15 protein-coding genes and 1 riboswitch are annotated in these 21,885 nt (G+C 65.0%); of the genes, 6 read left to right on the top strand and 9 right to left on the bottom strand.

Annotation, left to right across the window (positions count from 1 at the left end; genetic code table 11):
* Window positions 1-238 precede the first annotated feature (238 nt).
* Together FPJ27_RS05870 and FPJ27_RS05865 are read left to right on the top strand one after the other, a co-directional pair.
* Window positions 239-910, top strand: a complete 672-nt coding sequence (locus tag FPJ27_RS05870; protein WP_072438330.1) for a heavy metal response regulator transcription factor — start codon at window positions 239-241, stop codon at window positions 908-910.
* The gene (locus FPJ27_RS05865; RefSeq protein ID WP_204422305.1) at window positions 907-2,325 is read left to right on the top strand and encodes a heavy metal sensor histidine kinase; all 1,419 of its coding nucleotides are present in this window, start codon (window positions 907-909) and stop codon (window positions 2,323-2,325) included. The genes FPJ27_RS05870 and FPJ27_RS05865 overlap by 4 nt, the downstream gene beginning before the upstream one ends.
* A 26-nt stretch (window positions 2,326-2,351) precedes the next feature.
* Here the strand turns inward: FPJ27_RS05865 and FPJ27_RS05860 are convergent, their stop codons facing one another.
* Entirely contained in the window at window positions 2,352-3,560 is a 1,209-nt protein-coding gene (locus FPJ27_RS05860) for an MFS transporter (RefSeq protein WP_204422304.1), read from the bottom strand.
* A 351-nt stretch (window positions 3,561-3,911) separates the two neighbouring features.
* Here FPJ27_RS05860 and FPJ27_RS05855 point away from each other — a divergent pair, with 351 nt between their 5' ends.
* The 3 genes from FPJ27_RS05855 (at window position 3,912) to FPJ27_RS05845 (ending at window position 6,272) form a co-directional block, all read left to right on the top strand.
* Entirely contained in the window at window positions 3,912-4,658 is a 747-nt protein-coding gene (locus tag FPJ27_RS05855) for an SDR family oxidoreductase (RefSeq protein WP_204422303.1), read from the top strand.
* A 150-nt stretch (window positions 4,659-4,808) separates the two neighbouring features.
* Complete coding sequence (locus FPJ27_RS05850) at window positions 4,809-5,663, top strand: DJ-1/PfpI family protein (RefSeq protein WP_204422302.1); 855 nt, start codon at window positions 4,809-4,811, stop codon at window positions 5,661-5,663.
* A gap of 126 nt (window positions 5,664-5,789) precedes the next feature.
* Complete coding sequence (locus tag FPJ27_RS05845) at window positions 5,790-6,272, top strand: DUF4440 domain-containing protein (RefSeq protein ID WP_204422301.1); 483 nt, start codon at window positions 5,790-5,792, stop codon at window positions 6,270-6,272.
* Between the two features lie 55 nt (window positions 6,273-6,327).
* Here FPJ27_RS05845 and FPJ27_RS05840 read toward each other — a convergent pair whose 3' ends face one another.
* The 4 genes from FPJ27_RS05840 to FPJ27_RS05825 all read right to left on the bottom strand — a co-directional run bounded on the left by FPJ27_RS05840 (window position 6,328) and on the right by FPJ27_RS05825 (window position 13,585).
* The gene (locus FPJ27_RS05840; RefSeq protein WP_204423070.1) at window positions 6,328-7,275 is read right to left on the bottom strand and encodes a GlxA family transcriptional regulator; all 948 of its coding nucleotides are present in this window, start codon (window positions 7,273-7,275) and stop codon (window positions 6,328-6,330) included.
* 177 nt (window positions 7,276-7,452) lie between these two features.
* Window positions 7,453-9,966: an EAL domain-containing protein gene (locus FPJ27_RS05835; RefSeq protein WP_204422300.1), complete on the bottom strand. Its 2,514-nt coding sequence runs from the start codon at window positions 9,964-9,966 to the stop codon at window positions 7,453-7,455.
* Between the two features lie 388 nt (window positions 9,967-10,354).
* On the bottom strand, window positions 10,355-11,653 hold the full coding sequence (locus tag FPJ27_RS05830) for an EAL domain-containing protein (protein WP_239483238.1): 1,299 nt from the start codon (window positions 11,651-11,653) through the stop codon (window positions 10,355-10,357).
* Between the two features lie 216 nt (window positions 11,654-11,869).
* Window positions 11,870-13,585, bottom strand: a complete 1,716-nt coding sequence (locus tag FPJ27_RS05825; protein WP_204422298.1) for a methyl-accepting chemotaxis protein — start codon at window positions 13,583-13,585, stop codon at window positions 11,870-11,872.
* 469 nt (window positions 13,586-14,054) lie between these two features.
* Window positions 14,055-14,230, top strand: a riboswitch (yybP-ykoY riboswitch).
* 73 nt (window positions 14,231-14,303) lie between these two features.
* Here FPJ27_RS05825 and FPJ27_RS05820 point away from each other — a divergent pair.
* Entirely contained in the window at window positions 14,304-15,314 is a 1,011-nt protein-coding gene (locus FPJ27_RS05820) for a sodium:calcium antiporter (RefSeq protein WP_072438308.1), read from the top strand.
* 121 nt (window positions 15,315-15,435) lie between these two features.
* Here FPJ27_RS05820 and FPJ27_RS05815 read toward each other — a convergent pair whose 3' ends face one another.
* From FPJ27_RS05815 to FPJ27_RS05800, 4 genes are read right to left on the bottom strand one after another with little or no spacing between them, the layout of a single operon-like run.
* Window positions 15,436-15,804: a copper-binding protein gene (locus tag FPJ27_RS05815; RefSeq protein ID WP_204423068.1), complete on the bottom strand. Its 369-nt coding sequence runs from the start codon at window positions 15,802-15,804 to the stop codon at window positions 15,436-15,438.
* Complete coding sequence (locus FPJ27_RS05810; RefSeq protein WP_204422297.1) at window positions 15,795-19,001, bottom strand: efflux RND transporter permease subunit; 3,207 nt, start codon at window positions 18,999-19,001, stop codon at window positions 15,795-15,797. The genes FPJ27_RS05815 and FPJ27_RS05810 overlap by 10 nt, the downstream gene beginning before the upstream one ends.
* Window positions 18,998-20,521, bottom strand: coding sequence for an efflux RND transporter periplasmic adaptor subunit (locus FPJ27_RS05805; protein WP_204422296.1), 1,524 nt, complete (start codon window positions 20,519-20,521; stop codon window positions 18,998-19,000). The genes FPJ27_RS05810 and FPJ27_RS05805 overlap by 4 nt, the downstream gene beginning before the upstream one ends.
* A gap of 11 nt (window positions 20,522-20,532) precedes the next feature.
* Window positions 20,533-21,825: a TolC family protein gene (locus FPJ27_RS05800; protein WP_204422295.1), complete on the bottom strand. Its 1,293-nt coding sequence runs from the start codon at window positions 21,823-21,825 to the stop codon at window positions 20,533-20,535.
* Window positions 21,826-21,885: the final 60 nt, after the last annotated feature.

The following is a 21,885-nucleotide window of genomic DNA, read 5'->3' as shown; positions in this document are numbered from 1 at the left end:
ATCGGCCGGCGCAGCGCCGCGACGGCGCGCTCCGGGGACAACACGGCTGCAGCTTATCGCCGCCGCCGTGACGACGACATGGTCGAAACATGACAGGATTTTCATGAAACGCGGGCGAAGCGGCGAGTAAGCACTTCATGAAATTTCCGTCATCCGGCGGTCATCTTTCGCGCACGCTCGGCGCCGTAAGCTCAGGCGTTACACTGACCGGCTGGAACCACGGACAGCCTGCCTCACCATGCGGATACTGATAGTCGAAGACGAACCCAAGATGGCGTCGTACCTCCGGAAAGGGCTGATGGAGGCGAGCTACACGGTCGACATCGCGGAGAACGGCAAGGACGGGCTGTTCCTCGCGCTGCACGAGGATTTCGATCTCGTCGTGCTCGACGTGATGCTGCCGGAGATGGACGGCTTCGAAGTGCTCCGGCGGCTGCGCGCGCAAAAGCAGACGCCCGTGCTGCTGCTCACGGCCCGCGAGGCGATCGAGGACAAGGTCGCCGGCCTCGAACTGGGCGCCGACGACTACCTGCTCAAGCCGTTCGCGTATGCCGAGTTCCTCGCACGCATCCGCTCGCTGCTGCGCCGCGCGCCGCGCAACGTGCGCGACATCCTGAATGTGGCCGATCTCGAAGTCGACCTGATCAAGCGCCGCGTGCGGCGCGCCGACCACCGCATCGACCTGACCGCGCAGGAATTCGCGCTGCTGCAACTGCTCGCGGAACGCGAGGGCGAAGTCCTGACACGCACCTTCATCACGTCGCAGATCTGGGACATGAATTTCGACAGCGACACGAACGTCGTCGATGCGGCGATCAAGCGGCTGCGCGCGAAGATCGACAATGCTTACGACAAGAAGCTGATCCACACGATCCGCGGCATGGGTTACGTGCTCGAGGATCGTTCGTGACCGCGAGCCCGGCTTCGTATTCGCTGCTGCGGCGCCTGACGCTCGCGTTCGCCGTCGTCGCCGCGCTCGTGTTCGCGCTGACCGGCGCGTACCTCTATCGTTCGCTGTCCGCCGAACTGACGCGGCGCGACGACATCGAGATCTCCGGCAAGCTCAACCAGTTCCTGCAGCTCGCGCACGCGAGCGGTTCGACGGCCGCGCTGCGCGCCGATCCGGCCGTGTTCCACGAGGTGCTGCTGTCGCATCCTGGCGTCTATCTCGGCATCTACGACGGGCAGAACCGTCCGCTCGTCGAGCACACCGACGAAGCCGGCAACACGCTGGCCTCGGTGATCGCGGTGCCGCATGCGGCCAGCGGAACCGGTAAACCCGGCGACCCGTTCACCTGCTCGCCGCCCGGCATCGGTGCGTCGCGCTGCGTCCATGCACGCGCCACGCTGCCGTCCGGCGAGGCGATCCAGGTCGCGCTCGCACGCACGGCGACGGATCGCCAGTCACTGCTCGAAAGCTATCGCGTCGACATCTGGCTCGCGGCGGCCGTCGGCGCGCTGCTGGTCGGCGCGCTCGGTTATGCGGTCGCGTCGCGCGGCCTGCGCCCGGTCGAGAGCCTCGGCCGGCAGACGTCGCTCATCGAGGCGCACAACCTGAACGCGCGCCTCGACGCGCGCGGCGGCCCGGTCGAGCTGCGCGAGCTCGCGACCTCGGTCAACCGGATGCTCGACCGTCTCGAACGCGCGTTCGTGCGGCTGTCGCAGTTCTCGTCCGATCTCGCGCACGACATGCGCACGCCGCTCGCCAACGTGATCAGCTCGTCGCAGATCACGCTGTCGCGCGCACGCACGACCGAAGAATACGAAGCGCTGATCGATTCGAATATCGAGGAATGCGAACGGCTGCAGCGGATGATCGAGAACATGCTGTTTCTCGCGCGCACCGACAATGCGCGGCAGCACCTGAAAACCGCAGAACTCGACGCGGGCAGCGAACTGCGCAGGCTCGCGTCGTATTTCCAGGCACTGGCCGACGAGGCCGGCGTGCGCATCGACGTGCGCGGCAATGCGCCGGTCGTTGCTGACGCAACGCTATTCCGGCGTGCGGTCAGCAACCTCGCGTCGAACGCGCTCGAACATGCGCAAGCCGCGTCGACGATCGAGCTGGCCGTTTCCGTGCAGGCCGGTTACGCGGTCGTCGAGGTCACGAATCGCGGTGCCGCGATTCCGCCCGAACAGGTCGACCGGATCTTCGAGCGCTTCTACCGCATCGATTCGTCGCGGCACGGTGCGGCGCGGAACGCGGGGCTCGGGCTCGCGATCGTCAAGTCGATCATGGAACTGCATCGCGGCAAGGTCGAGGTCGCAAGCAGCGACGGACGCACGACGTTCGCGCTTTACTTTCCGCGCGGCAGCGATAGTTAGTTTGGCCGTTCGCTGCCGGCTCGCAATCACCGCGCTTGCGCGGCGCCGAACGATCCGCGCAGGCGCACGAGCAGCACGATGGTCGCCGCGCTGAACACCGCCCCCGCGTAGAACGTGGCCGCGGCGCCCACGCTGTCCCACAGGATGCCGGCGACGACGCTCGATACGAGCATCACGACGCCGCTGAGCAGATTGAAAACGCCGAACGCCGTGCCTCTCAATTCGGACGGCGCGGCTTGCGCGACCATCGTGGCGAGCAACCCTTGCGTCATCCCCATATGGAGCCCCCACAGCGCCACGCCGACGAGTACGGTTCCCCAGTGCGTGCCGTGCGCGAGCACGAGATCGGCTGCGATCAGCATGACGAGTCCGGCCACCATCAGCTTCGTGTGGCTCGTCGTGTCGGCGAGCTTGCCGAACGGATAGGCCGACAACGCGTACACGACGTTCATCGCCACCATCACGAGCGGAACGAGCGCGACGGGTACACCGCTGCCCATCGCTCGCAGCACCAGGAAAGCCTCGCTGAAGCGGGCCAGCGCGAACACGGCACCGACGGCGACGACCCACCAGTAGCGCGCGCCGAGCTGCTTCACGACGTCGCGGCGGATCGGGTTGACGCGCTTGTCGCCCGGTGCGCGCGCCGGCTCCTCGATACCGAACGCGAGCAGCGCCACGGCCAGCATGCCCGGGATCACGGCCAGCCAGAAGGCTAGGCGGAAGTCGTCGCGCCACATCAGCATGATGGCAACGGCCAGCAGCGGCCCGAGAAATGCACCCACCGTGTCTAGCGCCTGTCGCAGTCCGTACGCGGCGCCACGCAGGTGGACCGGCGTGACGTCGGCCACGAGCGCGTCGCGCGGAGCACCACGGATTCCCTTGCCGATCCGGTCGACGATCCGCGCCGTCACCACGACGCCGATCGTCGGCGCGATGGCGAACAGCGGCTTGCTGAGCGCGCCGAGCCCGTATCCGGCAACCGCCAGCCACTTGCGGTTGCGCAGATAGTCGCTCAACGTGCCGGAGAACACCTTGACGACCGGCGCCGTCGCCTCGGCGATCCCCTCGATGACACCGATCGCGGTCGCGCTCGCGCCGAGCCCCGCCATCAGGAACATCGGCAACAGGCTGTGGATGATCTCCGACGATACGTCCATCAACAGGCTGACGCAGCCCAGCACCCAGACGCTGCGCGGAATTTGACGAAGAATGCCGGTCGACGATTCGGTCTGCATGGGTCGCTCTCGATTCGGGAATCCTGACACGGGACACCCCCGATACTACTGCGGGCCGGTGACGCACGGCACACGGACGCGTCGACGTTAATAGAGAGTCAGAGGCTTCGCTTGGTTTTCGGATCAGCCGCCGGGCCCGGCATTGTTGCGCACGGCCGCCAGTAAACACCCCAAGGTGGGGGTTCGTCATCAGGTTGAATTGAATGACGCATTTTGAGGGTTATACGACCTTTGAGCCATTCGAGTCGGGTTCCATAATTTGCACAGGAATCAAGCCGGAACACGAGCACAAGCGCGATTGCGCGTTGTGCGTCCGGTTTGACCAATCTCGAGCAAAGAAAGGAACCGAAGATGAGGCTCAAGGACAAGTCAGCTTTGATTACGGGCGGTACCAGCGGCATCGGTCTCGCGACCGCCAGGCTTTTCATTGCAGAAGGCGCCCGAGTTGCGGTTACCGGTCGCGACGATGCAGTGTTCGAGCGCGTGAAGGCCGAGCTTGGCGAGAATGCGTTGGTTCTCAAGGGCGATGTACGTTCGATCGAGGACATGCGAGCGATTGCCGCAGAGGTAAAAGAGCAGTTCGGCGGGCTGGATGTCGTGTTCGCCAACGCTGGTTGGACTTTCCCGTCCGCGGTCAACGACATCGACGACCACCTCTACAGCGAGATCATGGACATCAACGTCAAGGGCGTGGTGTTCACGCTTCAAGCGGTGCTGCCGGACTTGCGAGAGGGTTCCTCAGTCATCCTCAACACGTCGTTCGTCGCCCAGACCGGCAAGCATGGCATCTCGTTGACCGCGGCAGCGAAGGCCGCCGTGCGATCGCTTGCCCGTAGCTGGTCCTACGAGTTTCTCGATCGCAAGATCCGGTTCAACGCGATCGCGCCTGGCGGCACGGACACGCCCCTGCTCAGCAAGTGGGGGATGTCGGACGAGGATGTCCGCAACTTCAAAAGCGAGTTCGCGAAGACCATACCGGTCGGCCATCTGGGAAAGGCAGAGGACATTGCCTACGCGGCGCTCTATCTCGCCAGCGACGAATCCTCCTACGTTGTCGGCAGCGAGCTGGTTGTCGATGGCGGCGCCTCGCAGCTTTAAGCCTGCGCTTTCCGATTCAAGAGCCCTGCACGTTCTTCCGGCTCGTCCACACCTTGATCACACGTCCACCCGCATGCGTGTCGTGGTGGTTTTCAATCCGGCTCCAACCCTGTTGCGCACGGAGGGGCCGAAGCGCAAGGAGAAATGATCTTGACCGACAGTAGCGAAAAGAATGCCTACGGAAAGGCACTCACCGGAGCAGGCCGCTCGCGCCGCGATATTCTCAAGCTCGGCAGCATCGCCACGCTGGGCGCCGTGCTGGGTGGCGGAGCCCTGCTTGGCCACACCACGCCTGCTCTCGCGCGGGCCGCTAGCAACGGAGAACTTGCTCCGGATGACCCGCTCAACATTTTGATTGTCAATTACGACGGCGGGACGCTTCTCGACTTCGCCGGCCCCAGCGAAATTTTCCACCGGCTGCCGAACACGAACGTTCGCTATGCGAGCCTCAATGGGGGCAACGTGACCCTCGAATTCGGGGTCGTGTATGGCAAGACCGAACGACTGGCCGATATCGAAAAGACGGACCTGATTCTGGTGCCCGGCGGGTCCGATTTGACGGCGCCGATGCGGCCCGAGTATCAAGCGCAGATCCGGCGTCTGGCGGAAAGCGCCAAACATGTAACGTCGGTTTGCAACGGATCGCTGGTGCTTGCTGCGACGGGCATTCTCAAGGGCAAGCGAAGCGCCTGCCATTGGGCCTTCGTCAACAAGCTGTCCGAATATGGCGCGATCCCCGTGCCGGATCGGTTCGTGGAAGACGACAACGGCCGCTTCATGAGCGGCGGCGGCGTGACGGCGGGCATCGATTTCGCACTTCGCGTCGCAGAGAAGCTGCGCGGTCGGCAGGCCGCCGAATTCACGCAACTCGTGATCGAATACGATCCCGCTCCGCCGTTCCATTCCGGTCATCCCAGAGACGCACGGCCGGAACTCATCGCGATGGTCGACAAGGAACTGCCTGGTGCATCCAGGGGGCTCGCACGAATCCCTGGCGTTCGCTGAGATGCACGCGGTCAATGTCTGCGAGGACTTGCACGCGTTTCGATGAAGCCGCGGCCGACATCGCTTGCCTCACCTGCCCAAGCTGGCGCAGGCCCTTCGATTCAAACCCTGATCGGAAATCCTGAAATGCAACAGATTCGTCGTTTTACTGCAGCCCTTGCAGCCTGCTCCACCTTTTTCGCGTTTGCGGCGCCAGCCATTGCCGGCGGCCCGCAACCTCAAACCGAAGCGGCCATCAAAGCCGAGAACGCGCGATGGGCGGATGCCTTTGCGCGAGGGGACTATGACGCGATAGGCCGTCTGTATACGAAAGACGGCGCACTCCTGCCGCCCGGCGGCGACAGGGTGACGGGGGGCAGCGCGATTGCCGCGCACTTCGCCAACGGGTATGCCGGGGCAAAACCCGACACCGTATCGTTCAGCAATTATGAGTTCTACGGTAACGACCGGACCGTGACGGAGGTTTCGGATGCGGAAATCCGCGACCCTGTTGGAAACCTCAAATACCGCGGTAAGCAGATCCTCCTCTTTCTGAAGGAGGGCGGCGCTTGGAAATTGCATCGCGACATCTGGAATGATTACGCTGCCCGGAAGTCCGATGGCCATTGAGCGCCCCGCGATCCAGGCAGTCACGTACCGCGAGCGCCAATAGCCCGGCGCTCGATCAGCGCGCACTGTTCAATCTGCTCTCGCGTCGGATCGCCTGCGGAGGGTGGCCATACAGTTTGATAAAGGCCCTCCGCATGCGTTCCGGATCAGTGAATCCCACGGCCAGAGCAATTTGTTCGATGGGTTCACTACCGTCCTGCAGGCGCAGCCTCGCAGCTTCGACGCGCAAACGTTCGACCGCCTTGGCAGGGGTTTCGCCGGTTTCCCGACGAAACGCTCGTCCGAACTGCCTCGGACTCAATCTTGCCGCATCGGCGAGTCGTTCCACTGGTAGCGCTTCGGCCAGATGCTCTCTCGCGAAGTTCAGCGCGATGCGGATACGATCCGATTCAGGCTCCATTTGCGACATGGCGGAGAATTGGGACTGCCCGCCCGGTCGACGGTACGGAACAACCAGAAGCCTGGAAACAGCGCGCGCGACTTCCGCACCCATATCTCTTTCGATCAAGCCGAGCGCCAGGTCAATTCCGGAGGCAATGCCTGCCGACGTCCAGATGCGGCCGTCTACGATATAGATGCTGTCGCCCTCGACCCGGGCGCGAGGGAAGCTGGACTGCAACAGCGCCGCGTACCGCCAGTGCGTGGTTGCTCTCAAACCGTCCAGCAAGCCGGTTTCCGCAAGCAGAAACGCTCCCGTACACACGCTCGCCACCCGCGACGCCCTGGCGCACAATTTCCTGGCAGCGGCGATGTTCCCCGGTGTCTGCATCGGGCTGATATCGCCGCCCACGAAAACGACGGTGTCAAACATGCGCCTTCCGACCGGCTTGGTCTCGATCGAAAGGCCGGTATTGCCACGTACCGGGCCTCCAGACTCCGAGATGACATGAAGATCGTACGGAGTATGGCCGGCGGCTGTGGCCACCTGATTAAAAGCCGACAGTGGCCCTCCAAGATCGAGAGCGTCGTAGCCACTGCAAACAAAAAAACCGATTCGATGCATGACGGAGTCGTTGGCCGAATACCCTGAGAAGGCGTATTTTACGGACATCCCTCAAATCGTGCCATGCAGGCGGAAATGACGGAAAAACGTCATTTGCCCGTCACCCACCAGCTGAAGTGTCATTGGAGCGGTAACGACTTCGATCGATTACGCGCCGCGGCACGCCCCGCGACCGGCTCACTCTGCCAGCAATTCAGCGCCGCGGCGCGACGAGATGCCGGCCAGCTGGTCGGCGGGCTGCGGCCGTGCGAACAGGAAGCCCTGTCCCTGGTGGCAACCGATCTCCTGCAGGAAGGCCAGCTGCTTTGCCGTCTCGACGCCCTCCATCACGACATCGAGCCCCAGCGCGCGCCCCATCGCAACGATCGCTCGCACGATCGCGTCGTCCGTGCTGCCCGAACCGCAGTCCGCGAGGAACGACTGATCGATCTTCAGCGTATCGACGGGCAGATCCTTCAGATACACCAGCGACGAATAGCCCGTACCGAAATCGTCGATCGCCAGGCTGATCCCCCGCGTCGCCAGTTCGCGCAGCAGGATGCCCATTTCCTCGCGAGTGTTCATCGCCATGCTTTCGAGCAACTCGAGCTGCAGGCATTCGGCCGGCAATGCGGTTTCGCTGAGAATGGTCGTCAGGTCGCTGAGGAAGTGGTCGGTAAAGCACTGCCGTGCCGACACGTTCACCGACACACGCCCGAACTCGAAGCCCTCGTCGAGCCAGCGGCGCGCCTGCCGGCAGGCTTCGTGCAGCACCCACCTGCCGATCGGGACGATCAGCGCGGACCGCTCCGCCAGCCCGATGAAATCGCCCGGCGGCACCAGGCCCCTGCGTGGATGCAACCAGCGCAGCAGCGCCTCCACGCCGACGATCCGGCCGCTGGCCAGATCGTATTGCGGCTGGTAGAACAGGCGGAATTCATTCTGCTCGAGCGCGCGGTGCAACTCGCCGAGCGTCTCCAGCTGCTCGATCGCCGACGACGTCATCTTGCTCTCGAAGAACTGGAACACGTTCCTGCCGCGGCTCTTCGCGCCGTACATCGCCTGGTCCGCGAGCAGGATCAAGTCTTCCGCCTCGGTGCCGTCGTCCGGATAGATGCTGATGCCGATGCTCGGCGTCACGAAGATCTCGCGATCACCGATATCGATCGCCCGCCCCACTTCGTCCAGCAGCTTGCGCGCAACTCGCCCGACGTCGCGGACATCGTCGACCTCCTCGAGCACGAGCGCGAATTCGTCACCGCCCATGCGCGCCACCGTGTCGTTCGCGCGCACTTTCGCGACGATGCGCTCCGCGACCATCTTCAGCACCTCGTCGCCGGCGTTGTGGCCGAGCGTATCGTTGACCAGCTTGAAGCGGTCGAGATCGAGGTACATCACCGCGACCTTGCGACCGAGCCGCTTCGCGTGGACGATCGCGTGCGCGAGCCGCTCCTCGAACAGCATCCGGTTCGCGAGATTGGTGAGCACGTCGTGCGTGGCGAGATAGCCCAGCCGCTCCTCCGCCTGGCGCCGCTGCGTGATGTCGGAAAAGATCGCCGCGTAGTGGGAGATCTCGCCTTCGCTGTCGCGAATGCTGGTGATCGTCAGGTATTCGAGAAACAGCTCGCCGGTCTTGCGGCGATTCCAGATTTCGCCTTGCCAGTGGCCATCGGTCGTCAGCGAATGCCACAGCTGCTTGTAGAAATCGGGCGTCTGGCGCCCGGAACTCAGCAGGCCCGGGTTGCGCCCGATCACTTCGTCCTCGGTGTACCCGGTCAGGCGCGTGAAGGCCTGGTTGACGCGCTCGATCTTCGCGTGCCGGTCGGTCACCATGATGCCTTCGAGTGCCGATTCGAACACCCGGTCCGCCATGCGCAGGTTGAAGCGCGCGAGACCCAGCGCTTCGTCGCGCTCGCGCAAGGCGCTGCGCAGCTCGTTCGCGTATTCGTGCTCGATGCTCTGCAGCACGTCCGCGAAACAGAGCAGCCCGGTCAGCCTGCCATCCTCGTCCTGGATGCCGACATGCCGCATATTGTGCTCGGTCATGAAGCGCTGCGCCGCATACAGGCTCTGCTTGGCGGTCAGCATCTGCAGCGGCTTGCTCGCATAGGCCCCGACCACACCTTGGGCCCCGCCGTCCGCCAGGAGCCGGACGATGTCCCGTTCGGTCAGGATGCCATGCTCGCCGTCGTCGTAGCCGACGAGGATCGCATCGAGCCGTTGCGCGCGCATCCGCGCGATGACTTCGTGCAGTGCGACCTGCTCGGGCACCACAACGGGCGGATGGACGCAGATCGATTCGATCGGCTTCAGGTGCAGGAAAAATTCCGGCCCCTGGTTCACGACGACGTCGGTCTGCGTCAGCACGCCGATCGCGGCGCCATCCCGGACCACCACGAAGTGCCGCACGCCCGACTGCTTGAACTTCATCGCGGCTTCACCCAGCGGCGTATCGGCCTCGAGCGTCAGTACCGGACGACTCATCACCTCGCAGACCGGCCTATCGAGTTCGCGCGGATCGTCGCCGGCCGACAGTGCATCATGCTCGGTCCAGATCCCGACGACCTGTTCATCCTGCATCACGACGATCGAGCTGCAACGTTCGGCGAACATGCGTCGCGCGACCTCCCGCACCGGCGTGGCAGGCGCGCAGGACAGAATCTGACGCGCAACGAGGCGCGCAATCGGAACATCGTAGCTGTTCGGATACATTCTCTAACCAAGACGAAAAATCCTCGCCGGCGCACGTCGATCCGGCAACCTTCGGGCTCGCCCGCGGCGGCAGGCAAGATACGATCTCACTTGCCTCGAATGGTTGCGTACTCATCGAACTCGCAAACGGGGAATTGACCCATCGCTTGAGGCATCGCGGCGACGCGCGCGGCACTTTGGCCCCGAGACCACGGTCGACGCCCCCTTGTCCGGCGAATCCACATGCCGGCGCACCGCCCTCTCAGGGGCAGCCGCCCTGAGTTAACGGCAGATTCGGACAAGAGTTGAGTGCCACGACGACATCCGGGTTGCGCGGCGGCAAGTCGAGCGGCTGCGGGCAGGGTGAGATCGACGGCGCGGCCATCGCCCCCCCTTATTGCGAGGCTCGCTACGGGCGGTGTGCGGGTAGCCCACGCACCTGATCGTCGTACCAGGCAGCGGCAGCAAGCCAGAGCATGGTCAGGTCGTTGGGGGTGAAGATCGGCAATTCATTGCACGCTGCGCGGATTGCGTTGAACTCCCCCGATTCGGCTGCCTCACTGGCGTTCAATAGCAGACCCAGCTCGCCATGCCGTTCGAGCAGTGCCCGCCGGATATCGGCGTGAATCGGCGTCGTAGTCACGACGTCCTCGATCGTGCTGCCGAACAGCACATGAACCAGTGAGAACACGCCCGCAATGAACGCGGTCTCGGCAAACCGATCGTCATCGGGCCGCAGCCGGCCAGCGGCAAGTTCCATGAATCGCGCACGCGTGCCGCACAGCTGCGCCAGCGGATCGGAGCGCAGCGCGTCCAGACGTTCATCCGCAAACAGGAGCAACTGTGCCCAGCGCGCGATTTGCCGCGTGCCGACCAGCATGATCGCCTCACGCAGCGATGAAACTGCCTGGCTAAGCCCGACCGCGCTCGAATTGAGCAGCATCAGAAGTTGAATGACGAGGTTCGGAATCCGCTTGAGTTCGGCTTCGAGTTCGACAATCTCCGGTTCGCCGCCCAGAAGCACGAGCAGCCGCAGCAGCGCGTCGCGCGATGGCTTGATGCGCCGCGATGTCAGCACCTGCGGCTTCGCAAAGTAGTAGCCCTGAAACAGTTCGAAGCCGGCGCGCATGGCGGCACCATGGTCCTCCGGTGTCTCGACTTTCTCGGCGATCGAAACCTTCCCGTGCTGCCTGACGGCGTCGATCAGCTCGGCAAGGTGTTCGCGCGGGCATGCGAGAAAATCGATCTTGACGATATCGACGTAAGGCAGAAACTCGAACAGGCGCGGGGAAACCCGAGAAACGTCATCCAGCGCGAGCCGGTAGCCCGCGCGCCGCAGTTCGTTACAGCGCCTGCAGAGCGCCTCGTCGAACGTCACGGTTTCGAGGATTTCGAGTACGAAGCGTTCACGCGGCAACAACCGGACGATGTCGGACATCAGCACCGTCCGGTCGACGTTCACATAGCCGGTGCGATCGCCCAGTGCAGTGTTGAGGCCGATATCGCCGATGAGTCTCTCGATGACCTGCGCAGTGGCAGCAGCGTCATCCGTGATTCGGGCGAAATTGGCTGTCCCGGAGCGGAACAGCAGTTCGAATGCGTTCAATACTCCGCTGCGGTCCAGAATCGGCTGCCGCCCGAGGTAGACGTATTCCGGTGTGGCGGCTTTGCTGTCCGACGTCGGTTGATCGTCGGCGGGGCCGGGCAACGGTGCTCTTGTATTCAATCTTGAACGATTCCCTTTGAGTTGAGGTCTCGCGGATGCCAAGCGGGTATCCGTCGCATCCGGGGAGTTCGTTGCGCTGATGACTGGCGTCGTCTCCGGCATCTTCAACGCTCACGAAGACGCATGATAACCGTCCGAGCCGGCGCCGACCCGCGCGGTTTGCTCTGCCTGTCAGTCACTCGTGACGCGGATGGCCGCCTAAAAGCTGTCCCATTCTCCAGCCGCGGCGGTTTGCGCTGCCAGAACGGGCTGCGGTGCGAGCCGATCCGGGGCTGACCTTGCCGGGGTCCGGGCGCGCGTCGGAGTCGGAGTCGGAGCCGCAGTCGTGTGCGTTTGCGTGACGGGGCGGCTGACTTCGGCGTCGCGCGAGGCGTTCAGTCTGAACATTGAAACGGACGCTTTCAGATCGTCCGCCTGCGACTCGAGCGAGCTGGCGGCGGCCGCCGCCTGTTCGACCAGCGCCGCGTTCTGCTGCGTGACTTCGTCCATCTGCGTGACGGCCTGGTTGACCTGGCCGATACCCTTGCTCTGTTCCTGCGATGCGGCTGTGATTTCCCCCATGATGTCCGTCACGCGCCTGATCTCGTACGTAATCTCGCGCATCTTCGCCCCCGCTTCCCGTACATGGCCGGCACCTGCCTGCACGCGCTCCACGGAATCGTGGATCAGCTCCTTGATTTCCTTGGACGCCGCCGAGGAGCGTTGTGCCAGCGAGCGTACTTCCGAGGCGACCACCGCGAACCCCCGTCCCTGCTCACCCGCCCGCGCCGCTTCGACAGCCGCATTCAGCGCGAGGATATTGGTCTGGAACGCGATGCTCTCGATGATACCGACAATGTTGGCGATCTTGTCCGAGCTGGCGTTGATGCCATCCATGGTTTCCACCACGCGTGACACGACGGTGCCGCCCTGCTCCGCCACCTGGGCAGCCTGCGCGGCGAGTTGGCTGGCCTGACTGGCATTGTCGGCATTCCGGGTGACGGTAGAGGTCAATTGCTCCATGCTGGCCGCCGTTTCCTCGAGCGAGGCGGCCTGCTCTTCGGTGCGCTGCGACAGGTCCTGGTTGCCCGCCGCAATCTGGTGCGTGGCGGTAGCGATCGAGTCGGCCGAAACCTTGATCGTACCGATCGTCTGCGTGAGCTGCTCCTGCATGCACTTCATCGAAAAAAGCAGGCTCGAGTGGTCGCCCGGCGCGGTCTTCACCACGGCGGTCAGATCGTTGCCGGCGATACGGTTTGCAATCTCGGCGGCATAGGACGGCTCACCGCCCAGTGAGCGCAAGATGCCGCGGTTGAGCCGCAACACGACAACCGACAGGGCGCCGGCCAGTATCACCAGAATCCCGAGGCTCTGGTACAGCGTCGAGCGGAACACAGCATCGAGGTCGTCGACATAAAGTCCCGTCATGAGAATCCAGTCCCACGGCTGATAGGTCACGTTGTAGACGATTTTCGGAGAGGCTTCGGTTCTCCCCAGTTTCGGAAAGGAATACGCGGTAAAACCCCGACCGGCGTGCTTGATGACGGCGACCGTGTCCCTGAAGAAGTAGACGCCGTTCGGATCCTTGAAATCGCCGACGTCCTTGCCTTCCAGTTCCGGTTTTGCAGGGTTCATCAGTGCCGTCGGCTGCGAATCGAGGATCACGAAATAACCGTCTTCGCCGTACCGCATATTCCGGACGCTGTCCAAGGCCCGCTTCTGGGCTTCCGCTACCGGCATGGCGCCGGCGGCAGCCTGATCGCCAAAGGTCTTGACCACGCTCAGCGCGATCTCCGCTGCATGTTTCAGGTCTGCCTTGCGCTCCTCCAGCCGCATTTCTCGAGTCTGGTAAGCGTTGTAGATCGATATTCCGGCGAGACACAGCAGGCTCAGGATGAGTGGCAACCAGAGTTTCTGCGCAAATGACAGCTTCATGTGCTTACCGACCTTGCAGATTGACCAACGGGTAGGGGAAGGTGCGAAGCTGCACTCTGCAGAGTGCAGCTTCGACGGAATACTTGCAGATAACGGCCCGAGATCGATCGCGATTAGCAGTCGATTCTGGAGCAGTCCCTTGCAGAACTTGCCAAAATGCTGGCTGCCGATATGTGATGAAAGCACGCGCGGGCGTCACCGAAGAAAAACGCCGGACGCCGGAACGGGGGCGCGAGGGAGCGGACAAGAGACGATCAGCGCCTGGTGGATTCCTGCACATTCAGGGCGACCAATCAATGCGCCAAGGACCAGGAGGCGTGTCAACGGCCGTTCACGATCAGGTAACGGTCATACACGATAGTTGGCATGAAGGGCGGCTCGAGGTCGGACAGCGACATCCACGGCAATCCGCGAAGAAGCATTTTTTCGAAACGAAGGCTTGTCGAAAGAAATCCGCTCCGCTAGACTGCCCTCCGTCTTTGGGGAGTAGCCTGCTTTCCGTCCCCGGAAAGCGAACGCGTCAACACACTCGGCTTTCGGCCGTGGCGCGTTCAGCCGATTCGGTTTGGCGAGACCATGGGCGCATCGCGTCGTTCCTGGTCGGACGTCGGCGGATGTGCCATGGTTCGTCAGCGTCCGACCACGGAGTTCCCATGTTCCTCCCAGCCGTTCCCCCACGCCCCATCGCCCGCTACGCACCAGCCTGCGGAGGTGCCGCATGACGTTCATGTTCGTCGAACTGGCATTCATGCTGCTCGTGATCCTCGTGGCCGCCGAACTCTTCACCAATGCGCTCGAACATCTCGGCGAACGCCTGAAGATTTCCGAAGGCGTGACCGGTTCGCTGTTCGCGGCCGTCGGCACCGCGCTGCCCGAAACGATGGTGCCGCTGCTCGCGCTGGCCGGCGGCACGGCGAACCAGGCGGTGAACGAGGAAATCGGCGTCGGCGCGATTCTCGGCGCGCCGCTGATGCTCGCGACGCTCACTACCTTCCTGATGACGCTCGCCGTGATCCGCTCGCGCGGGCTGCGCGGCACGATCGCGCCCGAACGCACCGGTTTCGTGCGCGACATGAACTACTTCCTGGCCGCGTTCTCGCTGGCGACCGCGGCGATGTTCGTCCCGCATCACAACTGGGCCGTGCGCGCGCTGCTTTCCGCGATGCTGGTCGGCATCTACGCGATGTACGTCGTGATGACGTTCCGCGCGTCGAACCAGCTCGTCGATGCCGGGCACGGCACCGAGGCGCCGCACACGATGTTCCTGGCGCGCACGGGCCTGCCGACCAACCTGGCGACCATCGCGCTGCAGTTGCTGCTCGGCGTCGCGCTGCTGGTCGGCGGTGCGAAGGGCTTCATTCACGGCGTGGAGGGCGTGTCGCACGTGCTCGGCATATCGGCGCTGCTGCTGTCGCTGATCATCGTGCCGATTGCCACGGAATTGCCGGAAAAGGTCAACAGCGTGCTGTGGATCCGCCGCAAGAAGGATACGCTCGCGTTCGGCAACATCACCGGCGCGATGGTGTTCCAGGGCACGTTGCTGCCGGCGATCGGCATCATGCTGACGCCGTGGGAGCCGCGCCTCGAAGTGCTGACCGGCGTGATCATTACGCTCGCGGCGGCGGCGTGGCTGCGCGTCAATGCCCGGCCGCGCGGGCTCGCGATCTGGGCGTTGCTGGCGAACGGCGCGGGTTATGTGGTGTATCTGTTCCTGACGCTGGCGCGCTGACGCCGGAATCGGGCGCATTGCCCGATACGCGCACACGCACGGACGCGGCAACGTCCGCCGCGCCGGCACGGTGTGCATCGTTGCACGGATGCGGGCGAAAGCAACACCCGCATCCGGACGATCAGGATGCCTTCACCAGCTTGACGATCGTCATCGTGCCGTTGACGTTCTCGATCCGGACCTTGACCTTGTCGCCCGCATGCACCTGCGCGAGCATGGCCGCGTCCTTCGCCTTGAACGCCATCGTCATCGGCGGCATCCCGACGTTGTCGAGCGCGCCGTGCTTCAGCGTGACCTTGCCGGTCGCGGCATCGACCTTCTTCACTTCGGCATCGGTCAGCGCGGCATTCGACTCGGCCGAGCCATCGGACGACATCTTCATGCCGGACATGTCCATGCCCGACATGTCGCCGGCGGCAAAGGCCGGCGTTGCAAGAGCGCCGATCGCGAGAACGGCAGCGGTGGTAGCAATCAGTTTCTTCATCGTGATTCTCCGGTTTGGGTGGATGGCACGTTCATGCCGTGAGGAACTGCATCGGAATGCCGCGCATCGCTCGCGCGTCGCACACGGCGGCGCTGAAGCAGAAGCCACGCGGCGGGAATGACGAACATCGACAGCAGCGGCGCGGTGACCATGCCGCCGACCATCGGCGCGGCGATGCGCTGCATGACTTCGGAGCCGGCGCCGTGCCCGACCATGATCGGCACGAGGCCGGCGAGCACGACGGCAACCGTCATCGCCTTGGGCCGCACGCGCAGCACCGCGCCTTCGCGAATCGCATCGAGCAGCAGCGCATCGGTCAGCGGTTCGCCGGCGTCGAGCCGGCGCGTCAGCGCGCCTTTCAGGTACAGCAGCATCACGACGCCGAATTCGGCGGCCACGCCCGCGAGCGCGATAAAACCGACCGACGTCGCAACGGACACCGCATGGCCGAGCCCCCACACGAGCCAGAAGCCGCCGACCAGCGCGAACGGCACCGTCGACATCAGCAGCAGCGCATCGGCCGCCGAGCCGAACGTGAGGAACAGCAGCAGAAAGATCACGACGAGCGTCACCGGCACGACGGTGCGCAGCGTCGCCGCCGCGCGTTCGAGATACTCGAACTGCCCGGACCACGCGATCGAATAGCCGGGCGGCAATGCGACCTGTTGCGCGACGGCCTGCTGCATCGCGCGAACCGCCGTGCTCAGATCCGTGCCGCGAAGGTCGACATACACGTAGCCGGACAGCCGCGCGTTTTCGCTGCGGATCATCGGCGGACCATCGGCGATCGCGATGCGCGCGACGTCGCCGAGGCGGATTTGCGCGCCGCGTGCCGTGACGACCGGCAGTTGCCGCAGGTTCTCGAGCGAATCGCGAATCTCGCGCGGATAGCGGATGTTGATCGGGAAACGCTCGCGCCCCGCGATCACTTCGCCGACGTCCTCGCCGCCGACCGCCGACGACACGACCGACTGGATATCGGCGACCGACAGCCCGTAGCGCGCGGCGGCGAGCCGGTCGATGTCGACGTCGATGTAGCGGCCGCCGTTCAGCCGCTCCGCGAGCGCGGACGTGACGCCCGGCACGTGCTTCACAGCTGCCTCGACCTGCGTCGCGATCGCGTCGATCCCCGTCAGGTCCGGCCCGGAGATCTTCACGCCGACTGGCGTCTTGATGCCGGTGGACAGCATGTCGAGCCGGTTGCGGATCGGCGGCACCCAGACGTTCGACAGGCCCGGCACCTTCACCGTGCGATCGAGTTCGTCGACGAGCTTCTCCGGCGTCATGCCGGGCCGCCATGCGCTGCGCGGCTTGAAGCGGATCGTCGTCTCGAACATCTCGAGCGGCGCCGGGTCGGTCGCGGTATCCGCGCGTCCCGATTTGCCGAACACGGTGTCGACCTCGGGCACGGTCTTGATCAGCCGGTCGGTCTGCTGCAGCAGCTCGCTCGCCTTGTCGGCCGAGATGCCCGGCAGCGCAGTCGGCATGTACAGCAGGTCGCCTTCGTCGAGCGGCGGCATGAATTCGCCGCCGAGCCGCGACAACGGCACGGCCGTCAGCACGAGCGCGACGATGGCGACGCCGATCGCGAACCACGGGCGCCGCAGCGTCGCTTCGAGCAGCGGGCGGTAGAGGCGGATCAGCACGCGGTTGATCGGGTTCGCGTGCTCGTGCGGAATGCGGCCGCGCACGAGATAGCCCATCAGCACGGGCACCAGCGTGACCGACAGCCCGGCGGCCGCGGCGATCGTGTAGGTCTTCGTGAACGCAAGCGGCGCGAACAGCTTGCCCTCCTGCCCTTCCAGCGAAAACACCGGAATGAACGACAGCGTGATGATCAGCAGCGAGAAGAACAGTGCCGGCCCGACTTCCGCCGCCGACGCCGCGACGAGTTCCCAACGGCGCGCGGTCGTGATCGGCTCGCCGGGATGCGCGTGGTCGTATGCTTCCAGATGCTTGTGCGCGTTCTCGATCATCACGATCGCCGCATCGATCATCGCGCCGATCGCGATCGCGATCCCGCCGAGCGACATCAGGTTCGCGTTCACGCCCTGGTAGCGCATCACGATGAACGCGGCCAGCACGCCGAGCGGCAGCGACAGGATCGCGACGAACGCGCTGCGCAGATGGAACAGGAACACCGCGCAGACGATGCCGACGATCACGAATTCCTCGATCAGCTTGTCCTTCAGGTTGCCCACCGCACGCTCGATCAGTTGCGAGCGATCGTAGGTCGTGACGATCTCGACGCCGGGCGGCAGCGAACGCTTCAGGTCGGCGAGCTTCGCCTTCACCGCGTCGATCGTCGTGAGTGCGTTCTTGCCCGAGCGCATCACGATCACGCCGCCCGTCACCTCGCCCTGCCCGTTCAGCTCCGCGATCCCGCGCCGCATCGCCGGGCCGACCTGGATCCGCGCGACGTCGCCGAGCAGCACCGGTGTGCCCGCGTCGTCGGTGCGCAGCACGACGTGCCGGAAATCGTCGAGCGTGCGCAGGTAGCCGGACGAACGCACCATGTACTCCGACTCGGCCAGCTCGACGACCGATCCGCCGGACTCCTGATTGGCCTGGCGAAGCGCGTCCGCCACCGCCGCCTGCGTGATCCCGTACGCGCGCAGCTTGTCGGGATCGAGCACGACCTGATACTGGCGCACCATGCCGCCGATGCTCGCGACTTCCGATACGTCCGGCACCGCCTTCAGCTCGAACTTCAGGAACCAGTCGTTGAGCGCGCGCAGTTGCCCGAGATCGTGATGGCCGGTGCGGTCGACGAGCGCGTACTCGTACACCCAGCCGACGCCGGTCGCATCCGGCCCGAGCGACACGGTCGCGCCCGCCGGCAGCCGGCTCTGCACCTGGCTCAGGTATTCGAGCACGCGCGAACGCGCCCAGTACGGATCGGTGCGGTCGTCGAACAGCACGTAGACGAATGCGTCGCCGAACGACGAGTACGCGCGGACGGTTTTCGCGCCGGGCACGCCGAGCAGCGTCGTCGTCAGCGGATAGGTGACCTGATCCTCGACGACCTGCGGCGCCTTGCCCGGATACGACGCCTTCACGATCACCTGTGTGTCCGACAGGTCGGGCAACGCATCGAGCGGCGTCTGCCGCAGCGAATGAACGCCCCATGCGGCGATCAACATGGTGGCCAGCAGCACGAGAAATCGGTTGCGGACGGACCAGCGAATGATGCGCGCGATCATTGCCCACCTCCTTGCGGCTCGACCTTCGTCAGCCGGTAGCCGCCGTCGGTCTGCGTGAACGCGAAGCGCACGGTCTGGCCCGGCTTCACGTCCGGGAACGCCCGTGCCGACGGCTTGCCGAACGCCATCGTCATCGCGCCCCAGCCGAGCGCCGGAACCGGCTGATGCGAGAACGTGATGTCGTCGGCCGTGACCTTCTCGACCTTGCCGGTGGTTTCGTAGATCGGCGCCGCTGCCGCTACGGACGATGCCGGCGTGCTTGCTCCCGCGGCCCGCTCCAGCTTCGGCAGCACGCTTTTCAGGCTGGCCTCGGAATCGATCAGGAACTGCCCCGATGCGACGACCGTATCGCCTTCGTTCAACCCGTCGAGCACTTCCGTGTCGCCGCCCGCGTCGTTGCCCACCGTCACCGACACCGGCTGAAGCCTGCCGTCGCCGTTCTTCACGATGACGATCGTACGCTTGCCGGTCGCGATCACCGCTTCGGACGGCACGAGCAGGCGCGACACCGACTCCTTCGCGGCGACGCGCACGCGCATCAGCATGCCTGGCGTGAGCTTCAGCGCTGCGTTGTCGATCTCCACGCGCGCCTGCAGCGTGCGGCTGCCCGTGCTGATGCCGGGCAGCACTTCTCGGATGCGCCCGGTGAAGTGCCGCGCCGGATCGCCCGCGAACGTCGCGTCGACCGACATCCCCGGCCGCACGTTCAGCGCGAGCGCTTCCGGCACCTCGACGATGAGCCACAGCGTCGACAGCCCGGCGATCTTCGCGAGCGTCTGCCCGGGCGCGACCATCGCGCCGTCCCGCACGTTCAACTCGCTGACGACACCGGTTTCCGGCGCGCTCAGCACGATGTGCGTCTGCGCGCGGCCGGTGCGATCGAGGTTCGCGATCATGCCGTCGGGAATCGACAGCGCCCGCATGCGTGCACGCGACGCATCGAGCAGGCTGCCGTCCATCCCGCCGCGCTTGAGCGCGAGATATTCCTCCTGCGGCGCGAGCCAGTCCGGCACGAACAGCGACGCGACCGGCGCGCCCTTCGCGATGCGCTGCATCGGCGCGCGCGCATAGAGACGGTCGATGTAGCCGGTGACGCGCGACTGGACAACGTCCGCGCGCGATTCGTCGAACTGCGTGGTGCCAACCGCGTCGAATCCGGCTGCTGTCTGCTGGCGTCGGACGGTCGCATAGCGAATGCCGAGGTTCTGCTGCAGTCCCGGATCGATCCGGATTCCCGACGAACCTCCGCCTTCGTCCGCATAGACGGGCTGCAACTGCATGTCCATGAACGGCGATTTGCCCGGCTTGTCGAAGTGCTGGTTCGGCACCATCGGGTCGTGCCAGTACAGCACCTTGCGTCCCGCCTTTGGATCGGTCTCGCCGGCTGGTTCGACAGCGGGCGCTGCGACCGCCCCCGTTCCGACCGCCGCATGGCGGACGCCCGCGAAATAGCCGGCGCCGAGCAGCGCCGCGGCGGCAAACGTCAACAGCGCCGCGCGCGCCAGTGATTGCTTCGTCATGAGGTTCTCCTTCACTGCGCGGCGGCCAGCGTCGCCGGCACGACCTGATATTCGAGCTGCGCCCAGGTCTGCGACACGTCGCGCCTGAGATCGAGCACCTGCAACTGCGCTTCCAGTTGCGCGCGCCGCGCGGCGAACGTGTCGGCAAGCGAACCCGTGCCGGCCCGGTAGGCGGCGCTGGCGAGCTGCACGCGCTGATCGGCGGCAGGCAGTAGCGCCGCGCTCAGGTTCGCGATGCGTTCGCGGCCGCTCGCCAGCGTTTCGGACTGCGTGCGGATATCGGCCTGCACCTGACGCAACGTGTCCTCGTACATCAGCCGCGCCTTCGTCGCGAGCGCGGCCTTCTCGGCGACGTCGCGGTTCTGGCGGTTCTTGCGGTTGAGCGGCAGTGGGATCGAGACACCGATCGACACCATGTTCGAATACGCGCCGCCGCGCTGCTGGTACGCGATCTCCCACGTCCAGTTCGGGCTGCGCTCGCTGTTCGCGACCGCGGTGTCGGCTTCGGCGACCGCGATGTCGCCTGCGGCGGCGACGAGCGCCGGTTGCGACAGACGCAGTTCGTCAGGCGGCAGCGAAGACACGAAGGATTCGGGCGCGGGCGGTGTGCCCGTCACGTCCGCAACCGGCGTGGCCGTCCAGCGGGCAAGCGCGATGAGTGCGGAGCGATACGCCTGCTGCGCCTTGAGCACCTGATCCTGCGTTTGCGCGAGCATCGCGCGGGCCTGCACGACATCGCCCACACTCGCCTTCGCGCCACGATACGACGCCTGCGTCGCGTCGAGTTCATGGTTCATGTGCGCGAGCAGCGCCTGCTGAAGCGCGAGCGCCTGCTTTGCGTAGACGGCGTCGAGCCAGGCCGTCGCGGTCTGCCGGCGCACGGCGGCGAGCTGCACGAGATAGCCCGCGCGTTCGCGGCCGACCTGCTCGTCGGCCAGCGCCGAGCGCAGCCGCCGCTTGTCGCCGGACACCCATTCCTGCTCGATGCCGATGCGACGCATCGTCATGAAGTCCTGGCCGACGGTGAAGCGTTGCCCGCCGTTGACCGGCAGGTTGTCGATGCCGGCCTTGAGCATCGGGTCCGGCAACTGGCCGGCCTTGGCGGCTGCTTCCGAACTCGCGTGCACCGAGGCCTGCGCGGCCTGCATCGAAGCGGAATGATCGGTGGCGGACTGCAGCGCGGCGTCCAGCGTGAAAGGCGACTGCTGCGCGTGAACGGCGCCCGCCGCCAGCAGCGCGGCCCACAGCACGGGCGCGCGCCGACACGCACGCCGCATGCGCGGCGTGCCGAAATCGAATGACATGGTCTAACCCCAACGTCGGAACCCAAAGGGATTCCACGTCCTGAGCACAGGACGAACCTC

This window comes from Burkholderia sp. MS455, from assembly GCF_016899445.1.
GTDB lineage: Bacteria > Pseudomonadota > Gammaproteobacteria > Burkholderiales > Burkholderiaceae > Burkholderia > Burkholderia pyrrocinia_C.
This window is presented reverse-complemented; position numbering and strand designations above follow the sequence as displayed.

Coding starts and splice junctions, on each gene's coding strand:
- FPJ27_RS05860 (WP_204422304.1), bottom strand. CDS start 3,560: ATGCAGACCGAATCGTCGACCGGCATTCTTCGTCAAATTCCGCGCAGC.
- FPJ27_RS05805 (WP_204422296.1), bottom strand. CDS start 20,521: ATGACGAAGCAATCACTGGCGCGCGCGGCGCTGTTGACGTTTGCCGCC.
- FPJ27_RS05820 (WP_072438308.1), top strand. CDS start 14,304: ATGACGTTCATGTTCGTCGAACTGGCATTCATGCTGCTCGTGATCCTC.
- FPJ27_RS05800 (WP_204422295.1), bottom strand. CDS start 21,825: ATGTCATTCGATTTCGGCACGCCGCGCATGCGGCGTGCGTGTCGGCGC.
- FPJ27_RS05810 (WP_204422297.1), bottom strand. CDS start 19,001: ATGATCGCGCGCATCATTCGCTGGTCCGTCCGCAACCGATTTCTCGTG.
- FPJ27_RS05870 (WP_072438330.1), top strand. CDS start 239: ATGCGGATACTGATAGTCGAAGACGAACCCAAGATGGCGTCGTACCTC.
- FPJ27_RS05845 (WP_204422301.1), top strand. CDS start 5,790: ATGCAACAGATTCGTCGTTTTACTGCAGCCCTTGCAGCCTGCTCCACC.
- FPJ27_RS05855 (WP_204422303.1), top strand. CDS start 3,912: ATGAGGCTCAAGGACAAGTCAGCTTTGATTACGGGCGGTACCAGCGGC.
- FPJ27_RS05835 (WP_204422300.1), bottom strand. CDS start 9,966: ATGTATCCGAACAGCTACGATGTTCCGATTGCGCGCCTCGTTGCGCGT.
- FPJ27_RS05840 (WP_204423070.1), bottom strand. CDS start 7,275: ATGCATCGAATCGGTTTTTTTGTTTGCAGTGGCTACGACGCTCTCGAT.
- FPJ27_RS05825 (WP_204422298.1), bottom strand. CDS start 13,585: ATGAAGCTGTCATTTGCGCAGAAACTCTGGTTGCCACTCATCCTGAGC.